A 25,637-nucleotide genomic window follows, 5' to 3' on the forward strand; every position below is an offset into this window, starting at 1 on the left:
CCGGACATGCTCGCCGCCGCGGCGGTGGGCGTCTAGCAGGGCTTGGCATCGCTGCATGCGGAAATCGGCATAATGCGCCAGGCCGGTTTTGTGCCATGCTGCGATTGCACAAGGTTTCGCGACGGGGCAGGACCTGCGATGGACATGAAGATTTCGGCCGACGAGCTGGAGGCGCTGTTCGACGCCTTGCCCGACGTGGTGTTCTTCGTGAAGGACGGCCAGGGCCGCTACACGCATGCCAACCTCACCCTGGTGCGCCGGCTGGGCCTGAAGCAGCGCGCGGACGTGATCGGCCGCAGCGTGGTCGAGCTGTTTCCCGCCACGCTGGGCGGCTCCTACGCCTCGCAGGACCGCCGCGTGCTCGACGGCGAGGTGATCGAGAACCAGCTCGAAGTGCACATCTTCCCCAACCGCGTGCCGGGCTGGTGCCTGACCTGCAAGCGGCCGCTGCTGAAACGCGGGGAGGTGCACGGCATCGTCGGCATCTCGCGCGACCTGGGCAAGCCGGATGGCCGCCACCCCACCTATGTGCGGCTGCGCCGCGTGCTCGCCTATCTGCAGGAGCACTACGCCGAAGGCGTGCGCGTGGCGAAGCTGGCGGAGCTGGCCGGCGTGTCGGTGGCGCAGCTTGAGCGGCATTTCCGCCGCGTGTTCCAGCTGACGCCGCAGCAGGTGCAGACCAAGCTGCGCATCGAAGCGGCCATGCGCCTGCTGCGCGGCGACCAGAGCGTGGCGGCGATCGGCCTTGCCTGCGGCTTTGCCGACCAGAGCGCATTCGCGCGGCAGTTCAAGGCGACGGTGGGGATGACGCCGCGGGATTACCGGGCGATGGCCGCCGGCGCCATGCGTGCGGCGCCGGCGGCGTAAAGCGCATCGAACTCAGCCGTTCACCCACACGCCGACGTTCAGATGCCAACCGTCGTTGCGGTGTTCGTAATGCGGATGGACGTAGTGGTAACCGGGACGCTCGACTTCCCAATGCCCCGGCACGGCGACGTATTCGCGCCCGGTCCAGCGCCAGTAGCCGCGCGCCCATACGTAGCCGGGGCGCCGTGCCGGCTCCACTTCCACGATCCGCTCCGGCGGCGGTTGCGGTGCGATCACTTCGACCACCTCGCGGCGGACGATCGGACGTTCCACTACCACCGGGCGGTCGTGCACCACGCGTTCTTCCACGCAACCGCTGGCGAGCATGGTGAGCGCGGCGAGCGCCGCGATTCGGATCTGCATCGGAAGTACCCCTTCTTCGAGAGTCAAGAAAAACGCGGCTGCCTCAAGGCAGCCGCGTCGGAATCGAACCGGGCTCAGTGGCCCCAGTAGCCGTCGTGGAAGCGCCAGCCGCCGCGGTACGGCTCCCAGCGCGGCGCGCGATAGACGTAGCCGTGGCGCGCCGGAATCCAGCGGCCGACCACCCACACGTGGCGGCGGGCATAGGGATCCCAGCGCCAGTAGCCCGGCGCCCAGGCGTAGCCGACGCGCGGCGGCGGCACCACTTCGTAGCGCGGCGCGGGCGGGGCGACGTTGATGCCCACGGAAATCTGCGTGCGGGCAGCGGCATCGGGGGCGTAGGCACAAGCGCCCAGGCCCAGGCCCAGCGCGGTCAGCACGGCGAAGCTTCGTGCCAGCGTGTTCATGCGGTTTCTCCTCGGCCACGCAGCGTGTGGCTCGCACGGAAAAACGGCATGGGCCTGCGCCTGTTGACCGCGGCCGGCCGGCTCGTTCAGACATGGGCAGGGTGGAAGGCGCGGCCGCGGTCGGGCGCGGCCGCGCAAGCCGCTACATCGCGCAGTTCGGTTTGTGCCCGCTGGCGCGCGCCTGCTCGTACACCGGCATCAGCTGGTCGGCCTGCCTGGTCAGCGCCTGCTGGCGGTTGTACGAAGCCGGATGGGTCGACATGAAGGCCGGCTGCTTGGGACCGCCGGGAGCCTGGGCCGCCATCCTTTCCCACAGCGTGGGGGCCGAGCGCGGATCGAAGCCGGCCTGCGCCATGTAGCGCTGGCCCAGCGTGTCCGCCTCGCTTTCCTGCATGCGCGAGAACGGCAGCAGCATGCCGACCTCCGCGCCGACGCCCAGCGCGGCCGCGGCGTAGCCGACGTTGGTGCCGCGGCTGGCGGCATAGGCGCTGCCGGCGACCACCGCCACCTGGGCGGCGATGTTGTCGGACATGCGCTCGGCGCCATGGCGCGACACCACGTGCGACAGCTCATGCCCCAGCACCACGGCGAGCAGGTCCTGGTTGGACGCCACCTTGAACATGCCGCGGTTGACGCCGATGCGCCCGCCCGGCAAGGCGAAGGCATTGGGCGTGTTGTCGTCGATGATCTGCACTTCCCACTGCTGCGTGTTCCACGGCGCCGGCAGCACGGCTACCAGGGCGTTGGCGACGCAGGTGGCATAGGCGCGCTCCTTCGGCGCGTCGGCGAACTTGCCCTTGGTGCGCATATCGTTGAATGCGGCCAGGCCCATCTTCGACATATCCCCGTCGGAGACCATCATCAGCTGCTTGCGCCCGGTGGGCGAGGTGGAGCAGCCACAGAGCAGGGCGCCTAGGGCCAGCACGAGCGGCAGGCGGAATTTCATGCGTTTTACCTCCCTGGAAAACTGGTCCGAAGCATAACCTTGCGTTCGGCGGCGCATTGTGTGCCAGTTTGGCACTTGAAAAGAACGAACGGTCGTTCTATTTTCAGGCCCCATGAACACCACCACCGCCCCCGGCAAGCGCGCCGCCACCCGCGAGATGATCCTGGACCGTGCCTACGCCATGGCCTGCAACGACGGCCTGGAAGGCTTGTCGATCGGCACGCTGGCGCAGGCGGCGGACATGTCCAAGAGCGGCGTGTTCGCGCATTTCGGTTCGCGCGAAGACCTGCAGCTGGCCGTGCTGGAGCTGGGCGCGCAGCGCTTCATGGACAACGTGCTGCTGCCCGCGCTGAAAACCCCGCGCGGCCTGCCGCGCCTGCGCGCCATCGTGGAGAACTGGTGCGACTGGGCACAGCGCTACGAGCGCGGCTGCGTGCTGCTGTCCGCCGTCGGCGAATACGACGGCCGCGACGGCGCGCTGCACGATGCCGTGGTGCGGCAGCAGTCCGGCTGGCGCGGCCAGCTGGAAAAGGCCATCGGGCAGGCGGTGGACGAAGCGCATCTCGGCCGCGGCACCGACGTCAGCCAGCTCGCTTTCGAGATCTACGCCTTCATGCTCGTGCTGCATCACGACGCCGGCCTGTTCGGCTTCGAGGAAGCGCGCCGCCGCACCTTGTCAGCTGTCGATCGCCTGTTCGCCAGTTATCGCACCTGAACCCCCAGGAGCCAGCCCATGCCCCGCACGCAACGCGCCCATCGCCCGCACGGCCGCCCCAGCGCCGGTCTTCTGCTGAAACTCGGCGCGGTGCGCGCCAGCTTTGCCGTCGGCGGGCGCCTCGCCCCGCGCCGCACGGTGGACCGCGCCGCGCGCCTGTTCGCCACGCCGTTCGCCAGCAGCCGCAGCCGCGCGCTGGCGGCACGGCCGGACGAGGCGATGCAGCAGGGTGAGCTGGAGGTCGGCGGAGAAAAGATCGCCACGTACGTATGGGGCGATCCGGCGACGCAGCCTTATGCGCTGCTGGTGCACGGCTGGTCGAGCTTCGGCCTGCGCTATCTGCCCTGGGTGCAGCGTTTGCGCGAATCAGGCCTGGCGGTGGTCGCATTCGACCAGCCCGGCCATGGCCGCAGCACGGGGCGCCTGTGCACGCTGCCGGATTTCATCGCCACCATCCGCGCGGTCGGCCAGCACTATGGGCACGCGGCGCTGGCGATCGGCCATTCGCTGGGCGGCGCCGCGCTGGCGTTGGCACAGAGCGAAACCTGGTTGGCGCGCCAACTCGTGCTGGTTGCGCCCGCGGCCGACATGGAAGCCGCCACCGGCCGCTTCTTCCGCTTCGTGAGGCTGGGCGACCATCTGCGCGAGGCGTTCTATGGCTGGCTGGAACGGCGCACCGGGGTGATGGTGCGCGATCTGCAGGTGCACAAGCACTTGCCGGCGCTGGGCCAGTCAGGATTGGTGATCCACGATCTCGACGACCGCGACGTGCCGTGGGAAGAGGGCGAACGCTATGCCCGCTACTGGTCGGGCGCGCGTCTGCTCACCACGCAGGGGCTGGGACATCACCGCGTGCTCGATGCGCCGGAAGTGATCGAGGCGACCTTCGCCTTCCTGCGCGGCGAGACGGTGGGCGAACGCGTGGTCGCCACGCCAAACCTGCCTTACGGCGTGGCGTAGGTTGGGGTGGCAACCCCAACATCGTCGCTTGCGAGGTAGCCGCATCGTGTTGTTGGGGCGGCAGCACGCGTCCCGCGTGATAGCTGCGTAGGTTGGGGTGGCAACCCCAACGTTGCCGCTTGCGAGGTGGTGGCATCGTGTTGTTGGGGTTGTCACCCCAACCTACTTGGGCGGCAGTACGCGTCCCGTGCGATAGCTGCGATAACGGCACACGTCGAAGTTGCGCTGCAACAGCGAGCGCCCGTCGGCGAAGGTGGCGCGCAGATCGCGGCGGCAACCTTCCTGGCCATCGATTGCGACGGTGACGGCATTGCCGCCGCCCTGCAGCGGACGATCGCCGATGGCGAGCTCGCGAAACGCCTCCGTCCCCGCCGGCGCAACGGCCAGCGCCACCAGGCTGGAAGGCGCGTCGTTGTAGACCTCCAGATAGCGCGTCTGCGCGGCGGCAACCGCTGGCAGCGACACGCAGGCGAGCAACACCGCAAGGCGACGGTTCATGGCTTCCTCTCCACAGATGCCGCCCGGGCGGCGATGCGCGGATTGGGCGCGAAGCGCCCGTCGGAAGCGGCCGCAGCGGGACGGATCGTAGCCGGCGCGGGACGAATGGCAGCCGTGACCTCCGAGTCTGTTCGCCAGCGGCCGGGCCTGTGTAGGATGCGGACGCCTCGTGGATGGAGGAGTGCGATGCGATTCTGGCGTTACCTGGCCGCGTGGAGCGTGCCGGCCGTGCTGTTCGCCATCCAGGGCTACAGCATGGATGCGATGCGCGGGCATACCTGGAACGCCGGCGACTACATCCGCTGGGCGATGGTGCAGTGGTACACGCTGGCCGTGCTGGCGCCGGGCGTGTTCGCGCTGGCGCGCCGCTTCACCGTCGACAGCACTGCGCAGTGGCGCTACGCGCCGGTGTATGTCGCCGGCAGCCTGGTGTTCTCTGCCTGCGCCGTGCTGATCGGCGCCACGCTCGGCCATCTGCTGGAACCCGGTAACCCGCCGTTCGACGACCAGCTGCAGCAGTTCATCGACAAATACGTCTTCATCGATTTCTTTATCTACTGGGTGCTGGTGGTGGGCTGGCATGCCATGCGCTTCTTCCGCGAGAAGGACCGCCGCGCGGACCAATTGCAGGCGCTGCTGGCGCAGTCGCGCCTGCAGGTGCTGAAGATGCAGCTGCAGCCGCATTTCCTGTTCAACACCTTGCATGCGATCACCACCTTGATCCGCGAGGAGCCGGAGGTCGCCGAGGACATGCTGCTGCGCCTGAGCGAATTGCTGCGCGTCTATCTCGATGAAGACCGCCATGAAATCGCCCTGGCCCGCGAGCTGGAACTGCTGGACCTGTATCTCGGCATCCAGCGCGTGCGCTTCAAGGACCGCCTCGATACGCGCGTCGATGCGGCCGTCTCCGCGCTCGGCGGCGCGGTGCCCGGCCTGATCCTGCAGCCATTGGTGGAGAACGCCATCCATCACGGCATCGGCCGGCATGCCGGCAGCGACACGGTGGAAGTGTTCGCGCACCGCGACACCGACAGCCTTTACCTGGAAGTGCGCAACCGCAACGGCGTGCTGGAAGTGACGCCGGAAGAAGCCTTCACGCGCGGCATCGGCCTGTCCAATACCCGCTTGCGCTTGAAAGAGCTGTATGGCGATCTCGCCACCGTCTATATCGACGCGCTGTCGCCGCAGGGCGTGTCCTGCCGCCTGCGCCTGCCGTTCCGTGCCCTGGGCGCGGCGGCCGCATGAGCATCCGCGCCTTTATCGTCGACGACGAGCCGATCGCGCGGCACAGCATCGTGCGCCTGCTGCGCAAGGAGCCGGAGATCGCCATCGCCGGCGAATTCGGCGATGGCGCCAGCGCGCTGGAGGCGATCCGCCAGCTGCGGCCGGACCTGGTATTCCTGGACATCCAGATGCCGGAGATGACCGGCATCGACGTCGCCGCGGCGCTGGGCGAAGAAAACCTGCCGGCCACCGTATTTGTCACGGCTTATGAGCAATACGCCGTGCGCGCGTTCGAAGCGAACGCGGTGGACTACCTGGTCAAGCCTTTCAGCAGCGAACGCTTCGACGCCGCGTTACGCCGCGTGCGGCGGCGGTTGGCAGGCGAGGGCGGCGACGCCGCGCCCGCACGGGTATGGCAGGCGCTGGCCGAACTGCGGCGCGAACAGAGCTACGCGCGCCGCCTGCCGATTCCGCTGGATGGCAGCGTGATCCTGCTGGAGGTGGCGCGCATCGACTGGATCGAAGCCAACCGCAACTGCGTGCGCCTGCACGTGGGCAAGGACACCTACGAGCTGCGCGAGACCATGGCTGCGCTGGAAGAACGCCTCGACCCGCGCCAGTTCGCACGCGTGCACCGCTCGGCCATCGTCAATATCGACCGCATCCAGGCGATCCACCCGTGGTTCAAGGGCTATCACATGCTGGTGCTGAGCACCGGGCAGGAGCTGCGCATGAGCCGCTACCAGCACGATGCGTTCCGCGACCTGGTGCGGCTGAATGCGCGGACGCCGTAGCGGCGTCCGCGCAGGAGCGGATCAGGTGTGGTCCGACTGATTGAGCAGGTGCAAGCCGGTGCCAAGAGTGAGTACGCCGTCGTCCGGCAAGGCATCGATGCCCAGCCCTTCGGGCTTAGGCTTGCTGCGGTATTCGTCCATCCACGGCACCGGTTCCTTCGGGCCGGGGATATAGGTGTGCCAGGTGGCGTCACGCGCATCCTTCTCGGTTGGCGCGTACTGGTGGTAGGAGATCGCCACGCGGATGATCCAGCCGTCGGCATCCTTCAGCGGACCGGCAGATGGCGGGTTGAAGGTCCACAGGCGCACGGCGCGGGTGCTGACTTCGGCCAGCGTCTTGCGCATCTCGCGCATGACCGGCTCGGAGCCTACTTTGTCCAGATTGACCTGTTCGGCGGTCACATGGCTGATGCTGCCGTCACGCTCGACGCGCGCAACCATGAAGACGGTGCCGGTCGGATAGGTACCGCCTGCCGGGCGTGCGGGGCCGGCCTGGCGGATGCTGCCGCCCTGCTGCATCTGAAAGTTTGCCCTGGCGGAAAAAGTGGGGCGTGCGCTGTGGTCCTTGATCGTGACGAGCTCATCGCGATGGTCACTTGGGCTGCCGAAGGAGGCGCTGACGACGTGCAGCTGATACCCGTCGCCATCGGGCGAAGCCACCACGCGCAGGTGCATGGGCGCCTTCGCCTCCACCGGCTTGCCGTTCTCCAGCACCGGTTCGAAGCGCCAGCTGGAGGAGTACTGCTTGATCAGCGCGGTCACCGCGTCCGACTCTTGCCGGTCGAGGTCGAAAGAACTTACCGTGCCGTCCGGCGCCACGACGACGTGACCATTGACCAGCAGGCTGGACTCAGCCTTCGCGCGCACTTCGCTGGCAGTCTGCGCCACAGCTATTCCGCAAGTTGCTGCGCAGAGCAGCAACAGTCCTAAACGTTTCATCGACTTCCCCTGGTTGTCTTGCCGAGGCTCGAGTATGTCGCGCGGCGATGACAACCCGCTAGAGGCGACGTGTCGATTTTCGACATCGTGGTTCGTCGCCTTGGCAAGCCGGTCATCGCACCGGCGAAACATCCATCGTCTAAAACATCCATCGTCTACTTGAGGAACGCCAACCATGCACGCCATCGCCCACCGCCCCCTGCGCACCCTGCTCGCCACCGCCGCCCTGGCCCTGGCCGGCGCATCGGCGCACGCCGCTTCCGCCACCTACACCATCGACCCCGCCCACACCTACCCGAGCTTCGAGGCCGACCACTTCGGCGGCCTGTCGGTATGGCGCGGCAAGTTCAATCGCACCAGCGGCAAGATCACGCTGGACAAGGCCGCGGGCGCCGGCACGGTCGACATCACCGTGGACATGGACAGCGCCAACTTCGGCCTGGACAAGATGGACGAGGCCGCGCGCGGCCCCGAGCTGTTCGAAACCGCGAAGTACCCCAAGGCCACCTACAAGGGCAAGCTCGCCGGCTTCGTCGACGGCAAGCCGACCAAGGTGGTGGGCGAATTGACCCTGCACGGCGTGACGCGCCCGCTGGAGCTCACCGTCAACTCGTTCAAGTGCATGCCGCATCCGCTGTTCAAGCGCGAACTGTGCGGCGCCGACGCCAGCGCCAGCTTCCAGCGCGACGACTACGGCATGGGCGCCGGCAAGGACTACGGTTTCAAGATGGACGTGGCGCTGCGCATCCAGGTCGAGGCGCTGATCGATGAAGCCGACGCCAGGAAAACCGCCGGCGCGCACTGATTCACAGGCAGCTTTTCAGCCGGCGCACCGCCTCGTCGAGCGCGCGTGCGTCGGCGCCGCCGTAGCCCATGATCAGCCCGCCCCGCGCGGGCGGCTGCGCGTAGCACAGCGACAGCGGCCGCGCGGAGACGCCTACCTGTCCGGCGCGGCGCGACAGCGCCACGTCGTCCACGCCCGGCGGCAGCAGCGCCACCAGCTGCATGCCGGCTTCGGCGCCGATCACTTCGAGCTGCTGCGGCAGATGCGTGCGGATCGAGGCGACCAGGGCCGCGCGCCGCTCCGCGTACAGCACGCGCATGCGGCGGATATGCCGCGCGAAATGGCCTTCGCGGATAAAGTCGTTCATGGCCAGCTGCGGCAGCGTGGCGGTGCAGGTATCCAGCGCGTCGCGGCAGGCGGCGAAGGTGTCGACCAGGTCCTTAGGCACCACCAGGTAGCCCAGGCGCAGGGCGGGGAACATCACCTTGCTGAAGGTACCGACGTAGATCACGCGCTCTTCGGTATCCAGGCCTTGCAGCGAGGCCACCGGGCGGCCGCCGAAGCGGTATTCGCTGTCGTAGTCGTCCTCCACGATCCACGCGCCGGAGCGCGCGGCCCAGCGCAGCAGCTGCATGCGCCGCGCCGCGCTCATGGTCATGCCCAGCGGAAACTGGTGCGAGGGCGAGATATAGGCCAGCCGCGCATCCGGCGCCCGGCGGATGCCTTCGGCCACGTCCAGGCCTTCCTGGTCCACCGGTACCGGCACGATGCGCGCGCCGATGGTGCCGAAGGCCTGGCGCGCGCCGGGATAGCCGGGGTCTTCCAGCCAGGCGCGGTCGCCGGCATCGAGCAGGGCATGCGCGCAGATCTGCACGCCCTGTTGCGAACCGGTGGTGATCAGCACCTGCGCCGCATCCACGCGCACCGCGCGCACCGCGCCGAGATAGTCGGCGATCGCTTCGCGCAGCAGCGGGCAGCCGCGCGGATCGCCATAGACCAGCGACTCCGTGCTCGGCGTGCGCGCGTGGCGGTTCAGCAGCCTGGCCCACAGCTCGGTCGGGAAATGCTCCAGCGCGGGCAGGCCGACGCGGAACGCGCCCTGGCTGTCCAGCCAGGTCTGCTCCGGCGTGCGCATGGCGGCCACGCGCTGTGCCACCCGGCGGTTGGCGTTGTGCCTGGCGACCGGGACCACGGACAGCCGCGGGCGCGCGGGCTTAAGTGCCGCCGCCGGGATCGAGCGGGCCACGCAGGTGCCGGCGCCGACGAAGCTCTGCAGATAGCCTTCGGCCAGCAACTGCTCGTAGGCGCTGAGCACCGGCAGGCGCGACACGCGCAGCTCGGTGGCCAGGCTGCGGGTGGATGGCACGCGCTGGCCGGGGCGCAACTGCCCGTCGGCGATGGCGCGGCGGAACCATTCGGAAAGCTGCTGGTAGATCGGCACGCCGCTGCCGTTTTCCAGCGCGATCGGGGGCAGGAACGAAGTGGACGCTCGCGGCATGCGGGTGGGCCTCAAGTGGTCATGGCGGATCATAGCCAAGTGGCTATTCGCCCTCGCCACTGCCATTCGTAGTGTTGCCCGGCGGCGCATAGCCGGGCAGGAGAGCGGAGACGGACTTGGGCGTGGGGCACATCATGAAGGGCAGGGCGAAGCGTGGGTTCCTGGGTGGACTGGCATGCCTGCTGGCCTCGGCGGCGATGGCGCAGGACGCCGGCGCGCCGATCCGCCAGTCGCGCGACGACGCCTGGTGGACCGGCCCCATGCTGGCCAACGGCGCCGAGACCTTGCCGCAGGGCCATATGCTGATCGAGCCCTACATCTATGACGTGATGACGCCGGGCGTCGATGCGTTCGGTTCGCGCGCCTACGTGCTGTACGGCCTGACCGACCGCATCACCGTCGGCGCCATCCCGATCATCGGCTACAACCGGGTCAGCAACGGCCCGAACAGTTCCGGCATCGGCCTGGGCGACCAGATCCTGCAGTTCCAGTACCGGCTGATCCGCTTCCACGAAGGCAGCTGGGTGCCGACCGTCTCGCTGATGGTGCAGGAAGCGGTGCCCACCGGACGCTACGACCGCCTGGGCCGGCGCCCCGCCAATGGCATGGGCGGCGGCGCCTACGCCACCACCGTGGGCCTGAACATGCAGAGTTTCTTCTGGATGCCGAACGGACGCATCCTGCGCGCGCGCCTCAATGCCACCACCACTTTCGCCGGACGCGCGGACGTCGAAGGCATCAGCACCTACGGCACCGGCCAGGATTTCCGCGGCCATGCGCGCGGCGGCGACAACTTCTACGTGGGCGCCGCGCTGGAGTACAGCCTGACCACGCGCTGGGTGCTGGCGCTGGACCTGACCTACAGCCACAACGGCAACACCTGGGTAAAGGGTTTCAACGTAGTACCGGGAATGGAGCCGGTGCGGGTGAGCAACCGCTTCGGCCGCAGCGATGCGGTGGGTTATGCGCCGGCGATCGAATACAACTGGTCGCCCAATATCGGCGTGCTGCTCGGCGTGCGGGTGATTGCCGGCGGCAACAACACCAAGCGTTCGGTGACGCCGGCCATCGCACTTAATTACGTGCGCTGATTCTGTTCCCTCTCCGCTCCGGGGTGAGCAATGGTCTTGCCTCACTGTCTCATCTTCGTCATCCAGGGGGAGGCCTGACGAGCGCGTAGCGCGAAGAACGCCCGCGGGGCGGCCCCGAAGGGGTGAGCGAAGCGAATCATCCAGTGGCGGTATCGCTCGGTTGTTGCGCTGGCGCTTGGGTGTCTCGCCTTTGGCGAGTGTTTCGTGCCGCTGCCGCGGCCCGAGTTACTTCTTCTTTGCGTGCCCAAAGAAGAAGTAACCAAGAAGAAAGGGCACCCTGCTTGGCGCCCTCAGCAGCAAAGCTGCTGAGGGTCCGTGAGGGCTGGCCGGGCTTTTTGATCGGGCATCCTGCCCGAGTCAAAAAGGCGAGGACGTCCTGTCCTCGCCCCCCTTGCGGGGGCCTTTTCGTCCAGCCCTCACCGCCGGCGCCAAGGGGACCCGGTAAATCAAGAGCCAAAGCGCACAAGCGGAACGCCGCGGCTGCGCCGCGTGCTCTTCGCTGGATTTTCGCCTCGCCCGACATCCCCCTCTCCCCGCCGGGGAGAGGGCCGGGGTGAGGGGTCGGGCGGAGCGATGCGCGGAGGGGCGAGAAAGCCAGAGCACTTTGCTTCGCGCCATGGAAACGCTTAGCCCCTCATTCGCCCCGGGGCGCTGAAAGATGCGAACCATTCTCATCCCTATGCTAAGGTCGCGCCCCTGATTCCAGGCCAGCGCGACCGATGCCCGCCACCTCCCGCCCGACCGCACGCCACCCTTGGCGCCTCCGCGACCCGCTGCGCAAGCTGCATCTGTGGCTGGGCTTGAGCGTCGGCCTGGCGTTCGCGGTATTGGCTTTATCCGGCACGGTGTTGGCATTCCAGACGGACCTGCTGCGCTGGCGCCATCCGGAGTTGTTCGCGCATGCGCTGCCGACGCCGGAGCAGCGCGCCGCCATCCTCGAACGCATCCACGCCACGGAATGGCCGGCGCCCTTGCGCGCGATCGACACGCCCACCGCCGACATGCCGATGTGGCAACTCTCCCTCGGTGGGGAAAAACGCGTTTATCTCGATCCAACGGATGGACATCAGCTGCTGGTGCGCTCCAAAAACGACGATTTCGTGCTTTGGTTGCGCGATCTGCATACGCATCTGCTCAGCGGACACAACGGCGAAACCGCGCTCGGCGTGCTTGGCCTGGCCGAGCTGGGCCTGATCCTGATCGGCCTCACCCTGTGGTGGCCGCGCCGCGGGCACTGGCGCCACGCGGTGCGCATGTACGCGCAACCGCCGACGCGCCGCTGGCGCAGCTGGCACCAGGGCATCGGCGCGCTGCTGTTTCCATTCCTGCTGCTCAGCACGCTTACCGGCGTCACCCTGATCTACAAGGACACCACGCGCAGCGCGCTCGCCGCGCTGTTCGGCGACACGTCGTCGAAGCCGCCGAAAGCGCCGGCCGTCACGCCGAGCGACGCGCCGCTGCAATGGTCCGCCGCGCTCGCCGCCGCGCAGGCCGCGCTGCCGCAGGCCGAACTGCGCCGCATCACCTTGCCGAACGACAAGAACGCCGCGCTGACCATCCGCGCACGCGGCCCGCAGGAGTGGAATGCGGTGGGCCGCAGCGTGGTGGTGGTCGATCCGTACAGTGCGAAGGTGCTGTCGGTGTACGACGCGCAGACGCAAGGCGGTGGCGCGAAGCTGGTCGACAAGATCTACCCGGTGCATTCCGGCCAGGTCGGCGGCGTGCCGTGGCAACTCGTCATTGGCGTAGTGGGCGTGCTGCCGGCGTTCTTCCTGGTCACCGGTTTCCTGTTCTGGCGCACGCGCACGCGCCACCGCAAACATGCGCAACAGGTGCTTGGCAAGGCCTGAGCCGCACGCCTGCGTAAGCGCGCTGCAGCAAGCGCTTAACGGCATTCCACACTAGAATTGCGCGTCTTACGCACACCCTTCCGTTGGAGTTGCCATGAGTTCCCCCGCCCAGCACGTTTCTGCCAGTGCTGCAGTGCACGAAAGCCGTCCCCTGCGCTTCGTCACCGCCGCCAGCTTGTTCGATGGCCATGACGCGGCGATCAATATCATGCGCCGCATCATCCAGTCGCAGGGCGCGGAGGTGATCCACCTGGGCCACAACCGCTCGGTGGAGGACGTGGTCCGCGCAGCCCTGCAGGAAGACGTCGACGCGATTGCGCTGTCCTCGTACCAGGGCGGCCACGTCGAGTACTTCAAGTACATGGTGGACATGCTCAAGGAACATGGCGCCGCGCATATCCGCGTGTTCGGCGGCGGCGGCGGCACCATCACGCCGGAAGAAATCCGCGAGCTGCAGGCCTACGGCGTGGAGCGCATCTACCACCCGAACGACGGCATGAAGCTCGGCCTCACCGAGATGATCGAGGACGTGATGCGCCGCACCCGCGAGGCCGCCGACCAGCGCGCCCATGCGGAGCAGGCCACCGCCGTCGCGCCGCGCGTGGATATCGACGACGAGATCTCGATCGGCCACATGCTGTCGGCGATCGAGGAAGGCCAGCTGCCGGACGCCGAGCTCGAACACCTGCGCAAGCAATGGAAGATGGCGGGCAAGCAGACGCCGGTGCTGGGCGTCACCGGCACCGGCGGTGCGGGCAAGTCCTCGGTGGTGGACGAACTGCTGCTGCGCTTCCTGCATGCCTTTCCGGAGATGCGCATCGCGGTGCTGGCGGTCGACCCGACCCGCCGCCGCAGCGGCGGCGCGCTGCTGGGCGACCGCATCCGCATGAATTCGCTGCGCAGCCATCGCGTGTACATGCGCTCGATGGCCACGCGCCGCCAGCACGCCGCCACCAGCGTGGTGCTGCACGACTGCATCGACTTCCTCAAGGCGCAGCCGTACGACCTGGTGATCGTGGAAACCGCCGGCATCGGCCAGAGCGATTCGGAGATCGTCGACCTGGTCGACTTCCCGATGTACGTGATGACCAGCGACTACGGCGCGGCCAGCCAGCTCGAAAAGATCGACATGCTGGACTTCGCCGAACTGGTGGTGCTCAACAAGTTCGACAAGCGCGGCGCCGAAGACGCGCTGCGCGACGTGCGCAAGCAGTGGAAGCGCAACCGCACCGCCTTCGCCCTGAAGGACGAGGAGGTGCCGGTCTATCCGAGCATCGCCAGCCAGTTCAACGATCCGGGCGTGACCTGGATGTTCGCCAACCTGTGCCGCCTGCTGCGCGACAAGCTCAGCCTGCCCGCGCCGAAGTGGACGCCCGATCTGGACACCTCGCTGAAGGAGCCGCGCGCCACCGTGCTGATTCCCGGCAGCCGCGTGCGCTATCTGGCCGAGATCGCCGAGCAGGGCCGCGGCATCAATACGGAGATCGAGCGCGAGGCGGAATTCGCCAGCAAGGCGCAGCACTACTACGAGTCGCTGAAGGACCTGGGCGATGCGCGCCTGCCGCGCGAGCTGTCGCGCTACGACAGCGAGTCGCTGCACGAGGAGGGCGCCGACCGCACGCTGCTCACGCTGCGCCAGCGCTACAACCAGGCGGTGAAGGAGCTGAGCCACGAAGCCGTGCACCTGCTGCACGACTGGCCGGTGCGCTACAAATCGGTCACCGACGAGTACAACGAGTACAAGGTGCGCGACAAGACGATCCGCGTCGAGAACTATCGCGAATCGCTGAGCCACCAGAAGATCCCGAAGGTGTCGCCGCCGAAGACGAAGGACTGGGGCGACCTGTTGCGCTTCCTGATGCGCGAGAACCTGCCGGGCTATTACCCCTACACCGGTGGCGTGTATCCGTACCGCCGCACCGGCGAGGATCCCACCCGCATGTTCGCCGGCGAAGGCACGCCGGAGCGTACCAACCGCCGCTTCCATTACCTGAGCCAGGGCGGCGCGGCCACGCGCCTGTCCACCGCGTTCGACTCCGTCACGCTGTACGGCGAGGACCCGGCGCCGCGCCCGGACATCTACGGCAAGATCGGCAACTCGGGCGTCAACGTCGCCACGCTGGACGATATGAAGAAGCTGTATTCCGGCTTCGATCTCAGCGCGCCCAGCAGCTCGGTGTCCATGACCATCAACGGTCCGGCGCCGATCATCCTGGCGATGTTCATGAACACCGCTATCGACCAGAACGTGGAGAAGTACCTCAAGGCCGATCCGGCGCGCTGGAGCGCGGCGCAGAAGAAGATCGCCGCGCTGCATCCGCATGGTGGTCCGCGTTATTCCGGCGAGCTGCCCAAGGGCAATGAAGGCCTGGGCTTGGGCCTGCTCGGCATCACTGGCGACCAGCTGGTGGATGCCGAAACCTACGCGCGCATCAAGGAAGAAACCCTGCAGACCGTGCGCGGCACCGTGCAGGCGGACATCCTTAAAGAAGACCAGGCGCAGAACACCTGCATCTTCAGCACCGAGTTCGCGCTGCGCATGATGGGCGACATCCAGCAGTACTTCGTCGACCACAAGGTGCGCAACTTCTATTCGGTGTCGATCTCCGGCTACCACATCGCCGAGGCCGGCGCGAACCCGATCAGCCAGCTGGCCTTTACGCTGTCGAACGGCTTCACCATCGTAGAGTACTACCTCGCGCGCGGCATGCACATCGACGACTTCGCGCCGAACCTGTCGTTCTTCTTCTCCAACGGCATGGACCCGGAATACACCGTGATCGGCCGCGTGGCCCGCCGCATCTGGGCCCGCGCCATGCGCGAACGCTACGGCGCCAGCGCGCGCAGCCAGATGCTGAAGTACCACATCCAGACTTCCGGCCGCTCGCTGCACGCGCAGGAAATCCAGTTCAACGACATCCGCACCACGCTGCAGGCGCTGTACGCCCTGTTCGACAACTGCAACAGCCTGCACACCAACGCCTACGACGAGGCGATCACCACGCCGACCGAGGAAAGCGTGCGCCGCGCGGTGGCCATCCAGCTGATCATCAACCGCGAGCTGGGCCTGAACTTCAACGAGAACCCCTGGCAGGGCAGCTTCGTGGTCGACGCGCTTACCGACCTGGTGGAAGAAGCCGTCTACCGCGAGTTCGAGGCGATCAGCGAGCGCGGCGGCGTGCTCGGCGCGATGGACACCATGTACCAGCGCGGCAAGATCCAGGAAGAGTCGATGTACTACGAGCAGAAGAAGCACGACGGCAGCCTGCCGCTGATCGGCGTGAACACCTTCCTGCCCAAGGATCACGGCGGCGAGATCGCCACCGAGATCGAGCTGATCCGCTCCACCGAAGAGGAGAAGGGCCAGCAGATCGACAACGTGCAGGCCTACGCCAATGCCCGCAACGGCCTGGCCCCGGAAAGCCTCAAGCTCCTGCAGAACACCGCGCGCGAACGCCGCAACGTGTTCGAGCAGCTGATGGAAGCGGTTAAGTACAACTCGCTGGGGCAGATCAGCCACGCGTTGTACGACGTGGGTGGCGAGTACCGCCGCAACATGTAAGCAGGTTCCTCCCCCTCTCCTTCCGGGAGAGGGGGTGAGGGTACCGCCACCTTCTCTCCCACGGGACTACCTTCGGGTGGCCGGAGGGAGAAGGATTGGGCTTGGAGACCGAGGGGAAGACGAGAGGTTACTTGCTAGTACCAGCGGCGCGGCCGCACCGGCAGCGTCTCCGGCATCCGCGCCAACACCGGCAGCACCAGCAGCGCAACCGCGGCGATCATCACGCCCGGCACCACCTTCCATCCGGTCGCGGTAATCAGCAGCTCGGCCAGAAACGGCGTCAAGCCGCCGAAGATCGCCGTCGCCATGGTCACGCCCAGCGCCAACCCGCTCAAGCGGCCTTCGCCGGGAAACTGCTCGGCGGTTGCCGGCGCGCCCACGGCACTGACACCGCCGGCAAGGCAGGCCAGCACGATCGAAGCCAGCGCGATATCCACTTCCTTCCCGCGCGCCATCCACTCGAACATCAGCAAGGGCAACAGCACGCCCGCCGCCGCAAGCCACACCAGCACCGGCCGGCGACCGACACGGTCGGACAGCGCGCCCGCCAGCGGCGTGACCAGGATCACCGCCACCGCGGCCAGCGTCGACAGCCACAGCGAGCGTTCCTCGGCGAGGATGCCTGAGGAGCTGAGAAAAGCCGGCACGTAGGTGATGCCCACGTAGTACGTGATCGAACCGAGCGCCGAGATGGCGAAGGTGCGAAACAGGGCAGGGCGATGGTTAGCCAGCGTATGGCTCAGCGGCGACTCCGGCACGGTGTGCTGCCGCACCTGCCGCACGAAGTCCGGCGACTCCTCCATGGTGGAGCGCGCGATCCACACGCAGCCGGCCAGCGCCGCGCCGACGAAGAACGGGATGCGCCAACCCCAGGCATCCAATTGCGCCGTGCTCATGGCGCTCACCGTCAATGCGGAAACACCCACCGCCAGCAGCGCACCGATCTCGCTGGCGGCCGAGGCCAGCGAAGTGATCAGCCCACGCCGATCCTTGCGCGCGCCCTCCAGCAGATACGCCACCACGCCGGTGTATTCGCCGCCGACGGAGAACGCCATGAAACAGCGCAGCAGCAACAGCAGCGCACCCGCCGCCGGGCCGATGCTGGCATGCGACGGCAACAGCGCCGTGGCCAGCATGGCCAAGGTCATCAGCATCATCGACCACAGGAGGGTGCGGCGCCGCCCGATGCGGTCGCCGATATGGCCGAACACCATCGCACCCAGCGGCCGCATCGCGTAGGAGATGGCGAAGCCGGCGAGCGTCGCCAGCAGCGAACTCTCGCCGCCACCGAAGAACACCCGCGACAGCACGGTGGCGAAATAGAGATAGAGGGTGAAGTCGTACCACTCGACCACGGTCGAGAGGGCGGCGACCGCCATGGAGGCGCGGGAGATTTCGGCAGTGCCGGGCTTTTCGGTCATGCGGTGACGGCGGCCGGGTACGGAAACCGCGATCCTAGCGCGATCCGCCGTACCTGGCCCGTCAAGCCGCGATCAGGCGGCGATACGCGGGAAATAGGCCTCGCGGTCGAGATCCTCGATCAGGCCCGGCCCGGTTGGCATCCAGCCCAGTGCTTCGCGCGTCTTCGCGCTCGATGCGGGTATGTCGGCACCGAAGAAATAGGCGAGAAAGCCGAAATGCTCCTGCGCTTCCTCGCGCGTCCTTGTCACCACCGGCAGGCCCAGGCGCTGCCCGATGATTTCAGCGATCCGCTTCGTCGCCACGCCTTCCTCCGCCACCGCGTGATAGCACGTGCCTGCCGCACCGTGCTCCAGCGCCAACCGGTAGAGGCGCGCGGCATCCAGGCGATGCACCGCCGGCCAGCGATTCCGCCCATCGCCGATATAAGCCGATACGCTACGCTCCCGCGCGATGCGGATCAGCCACGGCACGAAGCCATGGTCGCCGTCGCCGTGCACGGTAGGCGACAAGCGCACGATGCCCGAGCGCACGCCGCGTTCGGCCAAGGCTACGGTCATCACTTCCATCGGCAAGCGCGGCGAGCCATGCGAGGCGGCGTCGGCCCTATCGTCCTCGGTGCCGATGCGGCCCGGTGCCAGCATGCCGGTGCCGGTGGTGCCGATCAGCGGCTTGCCGGAACCGGCCAGCGCTTCGCCCATCGCTTCGACCGCGCGGCGTTCGGTCACCGCGTTTTCGGCGTAGCGCGAGAAGTCGTGATTGAAGGCGGTATGGATCACGCCATCGCAGGCGGCAGCGGCTTCGGCGAGCCGTTCCGGTTGTTCCAGCGAGGCATGCAGGATGTCGACGTCGCGTCCGGCCAGCACTGCGGCCGAAGCCTCCGAGCGGGCCAGCGCCAGCACCTTGTGGCCGGCGGCGAGCAGATCATCGACGACAGCGGAACCGACGAACCCTGTCGCGCCAGTAACGAATACACGCACAATGCATCCTCCAGGTTTGGGATGCGCGGCATCGTCCTCGCGCGGCGTGCGCGGATGAAGCCGTGGCGTTATACGGGTATACGGACTAACAGGCTCGGCAAGCAGATGAATACGACGGTGGCCAACGACAACCTGCTCGGCGCCTATCTGCGCGATCGCCGCGAACGGCTCGATCCGTCCGCGCTCGGCTATCCCGCCGGGCGCCGCCGCACGCCAGGGTTGCGCCGCGAGGAGGTGGCGCAGCGCGCGAACGTCAGCGCCACCTGGTACACCTGGCTGGAGCAGGGGCGTGGCGGTGCGCCATCGGACGAAGTGCTGGACCGCATCGCCCGCGCGCTGCTGCTGAGCGAGATCGAACGCCAGCATCTGTTCCTGCTCGCGCTGGGGCGCCCGCCGGAGATCCGCTACCAGGCCAGCGAAGGCGTGGCGCCGCGCCTGCAGCGCGTGCTCGATGCCTTGCCGTGCAGTCCCGCGATGGTGAAGACCGCCACCTGGGACGTGCTGGCCTGGAACCGGGCCGCGGCCGTGGTGCTTACCGACTACGGCAAGCTCGAACCCGCCGAGCGCAATGTGCTGCGCCTGATGTTCTGCAACCCCGAGGTGCGAGCGCACCAGGTCGACTGGGAAAGCGTGGCGCGTTTCGTGGTGGCCGCGTTCCGCCTGGATGCGGCGCGCGCGGGTGCGGTGCGCAGCGTGCAGGCGCTGGTGGACGAGCTGAGCGAGCGCAGTGCCGAGTTCGCCGCGATGTGGCAAAGCCAGGACGTGCAGCAGCACGGCGGCGGCACCAAGCAGCTGCGGCATTCGACGCTCGGTGCGATCGCGATGGAGTACTCGGCTTTTGCCGTCGACGGATGCCCCGACCTGAGCATGGTGGTCTACAACCCGGCGACGCCGGAGGATGCGCAACGCATTCGCCGCCTGATCGAGGCTGAGGGGTCCGACCGTAGCGCGTGATGTGCAGGTGGCGTGAAGAAAGCTCGCGGCGTAGAGCAATCCATATCGCACGATTGTGATAGCGCTCTCTTCCTGAAACCTGCCGTGGATCGCAAGATGCGACGCACCAGGGGGGAGCGTCACATGGTGTTGCGCAGCATTGCGTCGCGACTGGCCGCCTGGGTGCTGGCCGGCACCCTGCTCGTGGTCGTGGCCGGCGGGTTCCTGCTGTTCCGCGTCATCCGCGAGCAGATTCTGCAGCAGACCCATCGCGAATCCGCGGTGCTCGCCGGCGACGTCAGCCATCGCATCCAGCACCGCCTCGACAAGGTGGCCGATACCGCGCAGACGCTGGCGGCGCTGATCGGGCCGCGGCCGGATGACGCGGAAACCCTGATCAGCGATGCGCTGAGGCACAACGCCGATCTCGCGGGACTCGCCGCGGCCTATGTGCCCGTATCGATGGATGCGGCATCACCGGGCCGCTCGCCCTTCGTCAGCCGCCAGGGCGACGGCAGGCTCGTCACCCGCGACCTGCTGAAGGATCCCGCGCCGTACTGGACACAGGCATGGTTCCGCACGGGACTCGGCTGTTCCGTCGGTTGCTGGCAGCAGCCGTTCTTTTCGCAATCGCGGCAACGCCAGTTGGTCAACTACTCGGCCGCCATCCTGGCGGGCGGCCGCGCGGTGGGCGTGCTCAATGCCGATGTCACGCTGGAGTGGTTGCAGGGCGTGCTGCAGAACTTGAACAAGCCCAAGGGCACCGAGGCCTTCGTGATCGACCGGCAAGGTGTCTATCTCGCCACCGACGGTCCGGTGCTGGCCGGTCGTCGTGCACAGGACGAGCTGGTCGCGGCGCTGCGCGGCGATACGGACGAACCCATCAGGCATACCGGCATCCTGGCCGCGCATGCCGGCGCGCCGGTGTGGATCTATCACGCGCCGATCGACGGCACCCATTGGCAGTTCGGCCTGGTGGTGCCGGAGGAGCAGATCTATGCGGGTGTGCGGCGCACCTTCTCGGTGGCCTTGTCGGTGGGCGCGCTGGCGCTGCTGAGCCTCACGCTGCTGACCCTGGTGGTCACGCGGCGCGTGCTCAGTCCGCTGGGCGTGTTGACCGAGCGCGCCGAGCAGGTGGCGAAAGGCGCCCTGGATTTCGCCTTGCCCACCGTGCGCCGCCGCGACGAAGTCGGCCGCCTGACGCATGCGTTCGACCGCATGCGCCACGAGCTGGCCGACCATCTGGCCGAGCTGGGCCGGGTCGCGCGCGAGCAGCAGCGCCTGGCCAGCGAGCTGGAGATCGCCCAGCAGATCCAGACGGCGCTGCTGCCCGGTGCGCATTTCCTCGACGCGCGCTGCCACAACTTCGAGCTGCATGCGGTGCTGAAGCCGGCGCGCACGGTGGGCGGCGATCTGTACAGTTATTTCATGCTGCACGACCAGCGCTTCTACATCATGGTCGGCGACGTCTCGGACAAGGGTATTCCCGCCGCGCTGTTCATGGCCCGCGCCATCACGCTCGCCAAGGCCCTGGCTCCGCGCGCGCAATCGCCGCAGCAGCTATTGCAATTGCTTAACCAGGACCTGTGCCGCAACAACGACGGCTGCATGTTCGTCAGCCTGCTGTGCGGCCTGCTGGATACCGCCACCGGGCATTTCTCGATGGCCAGCGCGGGCCATGAGCCGCCGGTGCTGTGGGGCGATGGCGCACCGCGGTTGCTGGACATCGAAACGGGGCCGGCATTGGGCCTGGACGAGGAGGCCACCTACAGCTCGCGGCGTGTGCGCCTGCGGCCGGGCGAGACCTTGCTGATGTATACCGATGGCATCACCGAAGCGACCGACGCCAGCCTCAGCATGTACGGCCAGGAACGCATGCTGGCTTGTCTGGCGCGCTATGCCGCGCAGGCCGAGGGCGATCCGGCCGGCTATCTGCTGGCCGACGTGGAGGCGTTCGCCGCGGGCCATGGACAGGCCGACGACATCACCGTGCTGGCGCTACGCTGGCACCACGCCGGGGCAGACGGGAGTGCGTCCATGCTGGACCTGACCATGCCCGCTTCGATCGAAGCGGTATTCGACGCCTTGCGGCACTGCGACGAGCAGCTCGCGAGTGCCGGCGTCGCCCAGGGCGTGCGCGACGACGTGCGCCTGGTGCTGGAAGAGCTGATGGTCAATATGGCCGAGCACGGGCGCCCACCTGATGGAGACGCGCGGATCGAGTTGCGCATGGCCCTGGCCGCCGATGCCGTGCTGGTCGACCTGCATCACGACGGCCAGGCCTTCAATCCTTTGCTGTCGCCCGTGCCGCAACTCACCGGCGACGTCGCCGACCGCGAGATCGACGGCGGCCTGGGCATCCACCTGGTGCGCGCCATGGCCAGCGATTTCAGCTACGCACATGACGAGCAGGGCAACCATCTGCAGTTGCGTTTCATCCTTCCTTCCTGAGCGGAGGCACGACCATGAGCTTCAGTCTTGATACCGCTGCCCTGTCGCCGGAGCGCAGCACCTTGCGCCTGCACGGCCGGCTCGATGCGTTGACGTTCGGCGATTTCGACGGCGGCGCCGCGCCGGTGCTGGAACAGATGGGGCAGGGCGGCACGGTGGTACTGGACCTGTCCGCGCTCGATTACATCAGCAGCGCGGGCCTGCGCAGCATTGCCAAGATCCGCAAGGCCATGCGCGCGCGCGAAGGGCATACCTTGCTGGTGAATCCGCAGCCGCAGGTGCGCAAGGTGTTCGAGATCGTCAAGGCGGTGCCGGTGAGCGACGTGTTTTCCAGCGTGGCAGAGCTGGATGAGTATCTGGATCGGATTCAGAAGAGGGTGTTGGGTGGGGAGGATGACGACGTTTGATCGTTTGGGCCGTTGCTAACTGAAACCCTTCTCCCCTCCGGGGAGAAGGTGGCGGCAGCCGGATGAGGGGCCGCTCTAGCGGTGGCCTTTCTACGGAACGAATGAAGAGCTTTTTGGCCTTCTCGACCCTCCGCTCACCACTCCGACCGGCCCCTCACCCCAGCCCTCTCCCCGGAGGGGAGAGGGGGCAAGGGCGCGGGTGGCGTGGGGGCAAAGCCCTGCCATCAGTCACCTTTGCCAACCCGCGCAAGGCATGTATACACTGTATACATGCCGAAACTCACCACCCCCGAGAAGATCCTCCGCGCCGCCCACAAGCTGATGGACCGCCATGGCGCGGATGCCGTCACCATGCGCCGCGTCGCCGAGGCGGTGGGCATTACGCCGATGGCGATCTACCGCCATTTCCCCAGTCGCGAGGCGCTGCTCAAGCGCATCTCCGACGACAGCTTCGCCAGCGTGGCGCAGGACTGGTCGGAGCGCGCGAGCCATCCGGATGTCTACAAGGGCCTGCTGCAGTCGATGGAGCAATACCTCGACTACGCGCTGACCCATCCGAACCTGTTCGACCACGCTTTCTCCGTGCGCCGCGACGACGCGCGCCGTTTTCCCGAGGATTTCCGCGACCGCCAGTCGCCCACGCTCACCGTCATCGCCGACAAGCTGGCCGAAGGCATGGCGCAGGGGCTGTTCCGCCAGGCGGATCCCTGGGACGTGGCCATGACTTTATGGGGCCTCGGCCACGGCCTGATCTCGCTCTACCGCGCCGGCCGCTTCAGCTACGACGAACGGCAGTTCCGCGCTTTCTATCTGCAATCACTGGAGACCGTGTTCGATGGCATCAAGCCTTGATTCGCGCCGGCTCATCGCCGGCCTCGCCGCCACCGCGCTGTCCGCGCTGGCCTATGGTTTCGGTACCGGCTTGCAGCCGCTGCCCTGGCTCACCTGGCTGGCGCCTTTGCCGCTGGCCTTGCTGGCGCCGCATGTCAAAGCGCGCTGGCTCGCGCTCGCGGCCTTCGTGGCCGGGGCGCTGGGTGCGCTCAATCAATGGCATTACCTGCACGGCGTGATCGGCCTGCCGGTGCCGGTGATCGCGCTGTTCACCGCACTGCCTGGCGTGGTGCTCGCCTTGTGCCTGCTGTTGTTCCGCCGGCTGCTGCGGCGCGGACATGGCGTTGCCGCCATGCTGGCCATGCCGGCCTTGTGGGTGGCGATCGAATACGCCAACACGCAGACCTCGCCGCATGGCACGTTCGGCAGCCTCGCCTACAGCCAGATGGATATGTTGCCCGTGCTGCAGCTGGCTTCGATCACTGGCTTGTGGGGCATCGGCTTCCTGTTGCTGCTGATGCCGGCGGCGCTGGCGGTGGCGTTGACGCGCAAGGCCGCGCCGCATGCGCGTCCCGCCGCGGTGGCCGCGATGGTGGTGGCGATGGGCGCGACGCTGGCTTACGGCTACGCACGCCTGCATGCACCGGCAACCGGCTCGATCAAGATCGGCCTCGCCTCGATAGAAAAGCCGGTGCGCCCCGCCTTGTCGGTGCCGGAAGGGCAGGCATTGCTGGAGCGCTATCTCGCCGCGATCGACCGCCTCGCCGCCGGCGGCGCCACCGTGATCGTCACGCCCGAAACCGCCTTCGCCACCGGCGAAACCACCGTGCCGGCCTTTGCCGAAGCGGCGCGCCGCCATGGCGTGCTCCTGGCCGCGGGCATCGACGCCAAAGGCGGCGCGGACGGCGAGCGCAACGCGCAATGGGTCTTCCGTCCCGGGCTGCAGTCGCCGGCCACCTATGCCAAGCATCACCTGATCCCCGGCTTCGAAAACCAGTACACGCCCGGCGCTACTTACACCATGCTCGACGGCTCTCCGCGCATCGGCCTGGCGATCTGCAAGGACATGGACTTCCACGATATCGGCCGCGCCTACGCCGACCGCCAGGCGCAGCTGCTGCTGGTGCCGGCCTGGGATTTCGGTGTCGACGGCTGGTTCCACGGCCGCATGGCGATCATGCGCGGCGTGGAAAGCGGCTTCGCCATCGCCCGCGCGGCGCGTGCCGGACGCCTGACGCTCAGCGACGACCGCGGCCGGGTCGTGGCCGAAGCGTCCAGCGAGCAGCATGATGCGGAACTGGTCGGCGAACTGCCGCTGCACGCATCGCGCACGTTCTACGCGCAATGGGGCGACTGGTTCGCCTGGGCGGATCTGGCGCTGCTCGCCATCCTGCTGGTGTGGGCCTTCGTGGTGCCGCCGCGTTCGAATTGAACCGTCGGCGGAAATGCGGATGCCCTTTGTGCCGACGAAGCATGCCGGGGTGGCAGGAGGTTTGAACCGGTTCGCCGCAGGCCATGCACGTGCCGCCGCATTTCGCTGGAACGAGGTGGCGGTGGTCCCGCTTAATCGGCGCACCCCACACCTTCGGAGTCGCCGTGAAAATCCTGCTTCCCGCGCTGTTCGTGCTCGCCGCATCCCTGGCTCCCGCCGCGCAGGCCAAGGAGGCGCCCAGCGTGGCGCAGTCCCGCAGCCAGATCCAGCAACTGGTCGAGCAGTTCAAGACCGCGATCAAAGCGCACGATGGCGAAGGCATGGCCAGGCTGTTCATGCCCGGCAGCTCCTGGTTCCAGACCCTGGACGATGCCTCCTACGAGAAGGTCAAGGTGAAGGAACCCAACGCCCGGCAGGTGACGCCGGGCGACTTCCAGAAGTTCTCGCAGTTCGTGGGCAAGGCGGGCAAGCCCATCGAGGAGACCTTCGACAACGTGCGCATCGAGACCGACGGCAGCATCGGCACGGTGTACTTCGATTACGTGTTCCTGGAATCGGGCAAGCCCACCAACCATGGCGCCGAGACCTGGCAGCTGGTGCGCACGCCGGATGGCTGGAAGATCAGCGCGATGCTGTACTCCGTCGTGCTGGATGACAGGCACTGAGCTTCGGGCTAGGGTGCGCCGTAG

At 67.5% G+C, this 25,637-nt stretch carries 23 protein-coding genes; 15 read left to right on the top strand and 8 right to left on the bottom strand.

Annotation, left to right across the window (positions count from 1 at the left end; genetic code table 11):
- Window positions 1-138 precede the first annotated feature (138 nt).
- Window positions 139-867 carry an AraC family transcriptional regulator gene (locus FHW85_RS00680; protein ID WP_167254086.1) on the top strand — a complete coding sequence of 243 codons (729 nt, stop codon included), beginning with the start codon at window positions 139-141 and terminating at the stop codon, window positions 865-867.
- 12 nt (window positions 868-879) lie between these two features.
- Here FHW85_RS00680 and FHW85_RS00685 read toward each other — a convergent pair whose 3' ends face one another.
- From FHW85_RS00685 to FHW85_RS00695, 3 genes are all read right to left on the bottom strand, one after another.
- On the bottom strand, window positions 880-1,230 hold the full coding sequence (locus FHW85_RS00685; RefSeq protein WP_168646987.1) for a YXWGXW repeat-containing protein: 351 nt from the start codon (window positions 1,228-1,230) through the stop codon (window positions 880-882).
- 74 nt (window positions 1,231-1,304) lie between these two features.
- Window positions 1,305-1,634 carry a YXWGXW repeat-containing protein gene (locus FHW85_RS00690; protein ID WP_167254088.1) on the bottom strand — a complete coding sequence of 110 codons (330 nt, stop codon included), beginning with the start codon at window positions 1,632-1,634 and terminating at the stop codon, window positions 1,305-1,307.
- Window positions 1,635-1,776: 142 nt separating this feature from the next.
- Window positions 1,777-2,580, bottom strand: a complete 804-nt coding sequence (locus FHW85_RS00695; protein ID WP_168646988.1) for a M48 family metallopeptidase — start codon at window positions 2,578-2,580, stop codon at window positions 1,777-1,779.
- A gap of 112 nt (window positions 2,581-2,692) precedes the next feature.
- Between FHW85_RS00695 and FHW85_RS00700 the strand changes: the two genes are divergently transcribed.
- Together FHW85_RS00700 and FHW85_RS00705 are read left to right on the top strand one after the other, a co-directional pair.
- Window positions 2,693-3,295 (top strand): TetR/AcrR family transcriptional regulator, encoded by a 603-nt coding sequence (locus FHW85_RS00700; RefSeq protein ID WP_168646989.1) that lies wholly within the window; start codon window positions 2,693-2,695, stop codon window positions 3,293-3,295.
- Between the two features lie 18 nt (window positions 3,296-3,313).
- Window positions 3,314-4,255: an alpha/beta fold hydrolase gene (locus tag FHW85_RS00705; RefSeq protein ID WP_168646990.1), complete on the top strand. Its 942-nt coding sequence runs from the start codon at window positions 3,314-3,316 to the stop codon at window positions 4,253-4,255.
- 162 nt (window positions 4,256-4,417) lie between these two features.
- Here the strand turns inward: FHW85_RS00705 and FHW85_RS00710 are convergent, their stop codons facing one another.
- On the bottom strand, window positions 4,418-4,753 hold the full coding sequence (locus FHW85_RS00710) for a hypothetical protein (protein WP_168646991.1): 336 nt from the start codon (window positions 4,751-4,753) through the stop codon (window positions 4,418-4,420).
- Between the two features lie 186 nt (window positions 4,754-4,939).
- Here FHW85_RS00710 and FHW85_RS00715 point away from each other — a divergent pair, with 186 nt between their 5' ends.
- On the top strand, window positions 4,940-5,998 hold the full coding sequence (locus FHW85_RS00715; protein WP_246866601.1) for a histidine kinase: 1,059 nt from the start codon (window positions 4,940-4,942) through the stop codon (window positions 5,996-5,998).
- Entirely contained in the window at window positions 5,995-6,771 is a 777-nt protein-coding gene (locus FHW85_RS00720; protein ID WP_168646993.1) for a LytTR family DNA-binding domain-containing protein, read from the top strand. The genes FHW85_RS00715 and FHW85_RS00720 overlap by 4 nt, the downstream gene beginning before the upstream one ends.
- Window positions 6,772-6,792: 21 nt before the next feature.
- Here FHW85_RS00720 and FHW85_RS00725 read toward each other — a convergent pair whose 3' ends face one another.
- Window positions 6,793-7,659 (bottom strand): hypothetical protein, encoded by an 867-nt coding sequence (locus FHW85_RS00725; RefSeq protein ID WP_168646994.1) that lies wholly within the window; start codon window positions 7,657-7,659, stop codon window positions 6,793-6,795.
- Between the two features lie 226 nt (window positions 7,660-7,885).
- Between FHW85_RS00725 and FHW85_RS00730 the strand changes: the two genes are divergently transcribed.
- Window positions 7,886-8,515, top strand: coding sequence for a YceI family protein (locus tag FHW85_RS00730; protein WP_168646995.1), 630 nt, complete (start codon window positions 7,886-7,888; stop codon window positions 8,513-8,515).
- 1 nt (window position 8,516) lies between these two features.
- On the opposite strand, the gene FHW85_RS00735 is transcribed toward FHW85_RS00730, so the two are convergent.
- Window positions 8,517-9,992 (bottom strand): PLP-dependent aminotransferase family protein, encoded by a 1,476-nt coding sequence (locus FHW85_RS00735; RefSeq protein WP_168646996.1) that lies wholly within the window; start codon window positions 9,990-9,992, stop codon window positions 8,517-8,519.
- Between the two features lie 134 nt (window positions 9,993-10,126).
- Between FHW85_RS00735 and FHW85_RS00740 the strand changes: the two genes are divergently transcribed.
- From FHW85_RS00740 to FHW85_RS00750, 3 genes are all read left to right on the top strand, one after another.
- Window positions 10,127-11,083, top strand: a complete 957-nt coding sequence (locus FHW85_RS00740) for a transporter (protein WP_168646997.1) — start codon at window positions 10,127-10,129, stop codon at window positions 11,081-11,083.
- A gap of 719 nt (window positions 11,084-11,802) precedes the next feature.
- Entirely contained in the window at window positions 11,803-12,933 is a 1,131-nt protein-coding gene (locus tag FHW85_RS00745) for a PepSY-associated TM helix domain-containing protein (protein ID WP_168646998.1), read from the top strand.
- Window positions 12,934-13,027: 94 nt separating this feature from the next.
- Window positions 13,028-16,495: a methylmalonyl-CoA mutase family protein gene (locus FHW85_RS00750; protein ID WP_168646999.1), complete on the top strand. Its 3,468-nt coding sequence runs from the start codon at window positions 13,028-13,030 to the stop codon at window positions 16,493-16,495.
- 134 nt (window positions 16,496-16,629) lie between these two features.
- Here FHW85_RS00750 and FHW85_RS00755 read toward each other — a convergent pair whose 3' ends face one another.
- Together FHW85_RS00755 and FHW85_RS00760 are read right to left on the bottom strand one after the other, a co-directional pair.
- Window positions 16,630-17,916 (bottom strand): MFS transporter, encoded by a 1,287-nt coding sequence (locus FHW85_RS00755; protein ID WP_168647000.1) that lies wholly within the window; start codon window positions 17,914-17,916, stop codon window positions 16,630-16,632.
- Between the two features lie 72 nt (window positions 17,917-17,988).
- Entirely contained in the window at window positions 17,989-18,894 is a 906-nt protein-coding gene (locus FHW85_RS00760; RefSeq protein WP_168647001.1) for an SDR family oxidoreductase, read from the bottom strand.
- Between the two features lie 105 nt (window positions 18,895-18,999).
- Here FHW85_RS00760 and FHW85_RS00765 point away from each other — a divergent pair, with 105 nt between their 5' ends.
- The 6 genes from FHW85_RS00765 (at window position 19,000) to FHW85_RS00790 (ending at window position 25,613) form a co-directional block, all read left to right on the top strand.
- Entirely contained in the window at window positions 19,000-19,848 is an 849-nt protein-coding gene (locus tag FHW85_RS00765; protein ID WP_168647002.1) for a helix-turn-helix transcriptional regulator, read from the top strand.
- Window positions 19,849-19,971: 123 nt separating this feature from the next.
- The gene (locus FHW85_RS00770; RefSeq protein WP_168647003.1) at window positions 19,972-22,278 is read left to right on the top strand and encodes a SpoIIE family protein phosphatase; all 2,307 of its coding nucleotides are present in this window, start codon (window positions 19,972-19,974) and stop codon (window positions 22,276-22,278) included.
- 14 nt (window positions 22,279-22,292) lie between these two features.
- Window positions 22,293-22,685 (top strand): STAS domain-containing protein, encoded by a 393-nt coding sequence (locus FHW85_RS00775; protein ID WP_167254123.1) that lies wholly within the window; start codon window positions 22,293-22,295, stop codon window positions 22,683-22,685.
- A gap of 270 nt (window positions 22,686-22,955) precedes the next feature.
- The gene (locus FHW85_RS00780) at window positions 22,956-23,537 is read left to right on the top strand and encodes a TetR/AcrR family transcriptional regulator (protein WP_167254125.1); all 582 of its coding nucleotides are present in this window, start codon (window positions 22,956-22,958) and stop codon (window positions 23,535-23,537) included.
- Window positions 23,521-24,948, top strand: coding sequence for a nitrilase-related carbon-nitrogen hydrolase (locus FHW85_RS00785; protein WP_168647004.1), 1,428 nt, complete (start codon window positions 23,521-23,523; stop codon window positions 24,946-24,948). The genes FHW85_RS00780 and FHW85_RS00785 overlap by 17 nt, the downstream gene beginning before the upstream one ends.
- Before the next feature lie 164 nt (window positions 24,949-25,112).
- Window positions 25,113-25,613, top strand: coding sequence for a nuclear transport factor 2 family protein (locus FHW85_RS00790; protein WP_168647005.1), 501 nt, complete (start codon window positions 25,113-25,115; stop codon window positions 25,611-25,613).
- Window positions 25,614-25,637: the final 24 nt, after the last annotated feature.

The sequence above is a fragment of the Dyella sp. SG609 genome, from assembly GCF_012275375.1.
In the GTDB taxonomy this organism is placed as follows: Bacteria; Pseudomonadota; Gammaproteobacteria; order Xanthomonadales; family Rhodanobacteraceae; genus Dyella_D; species Dyella_D marensis.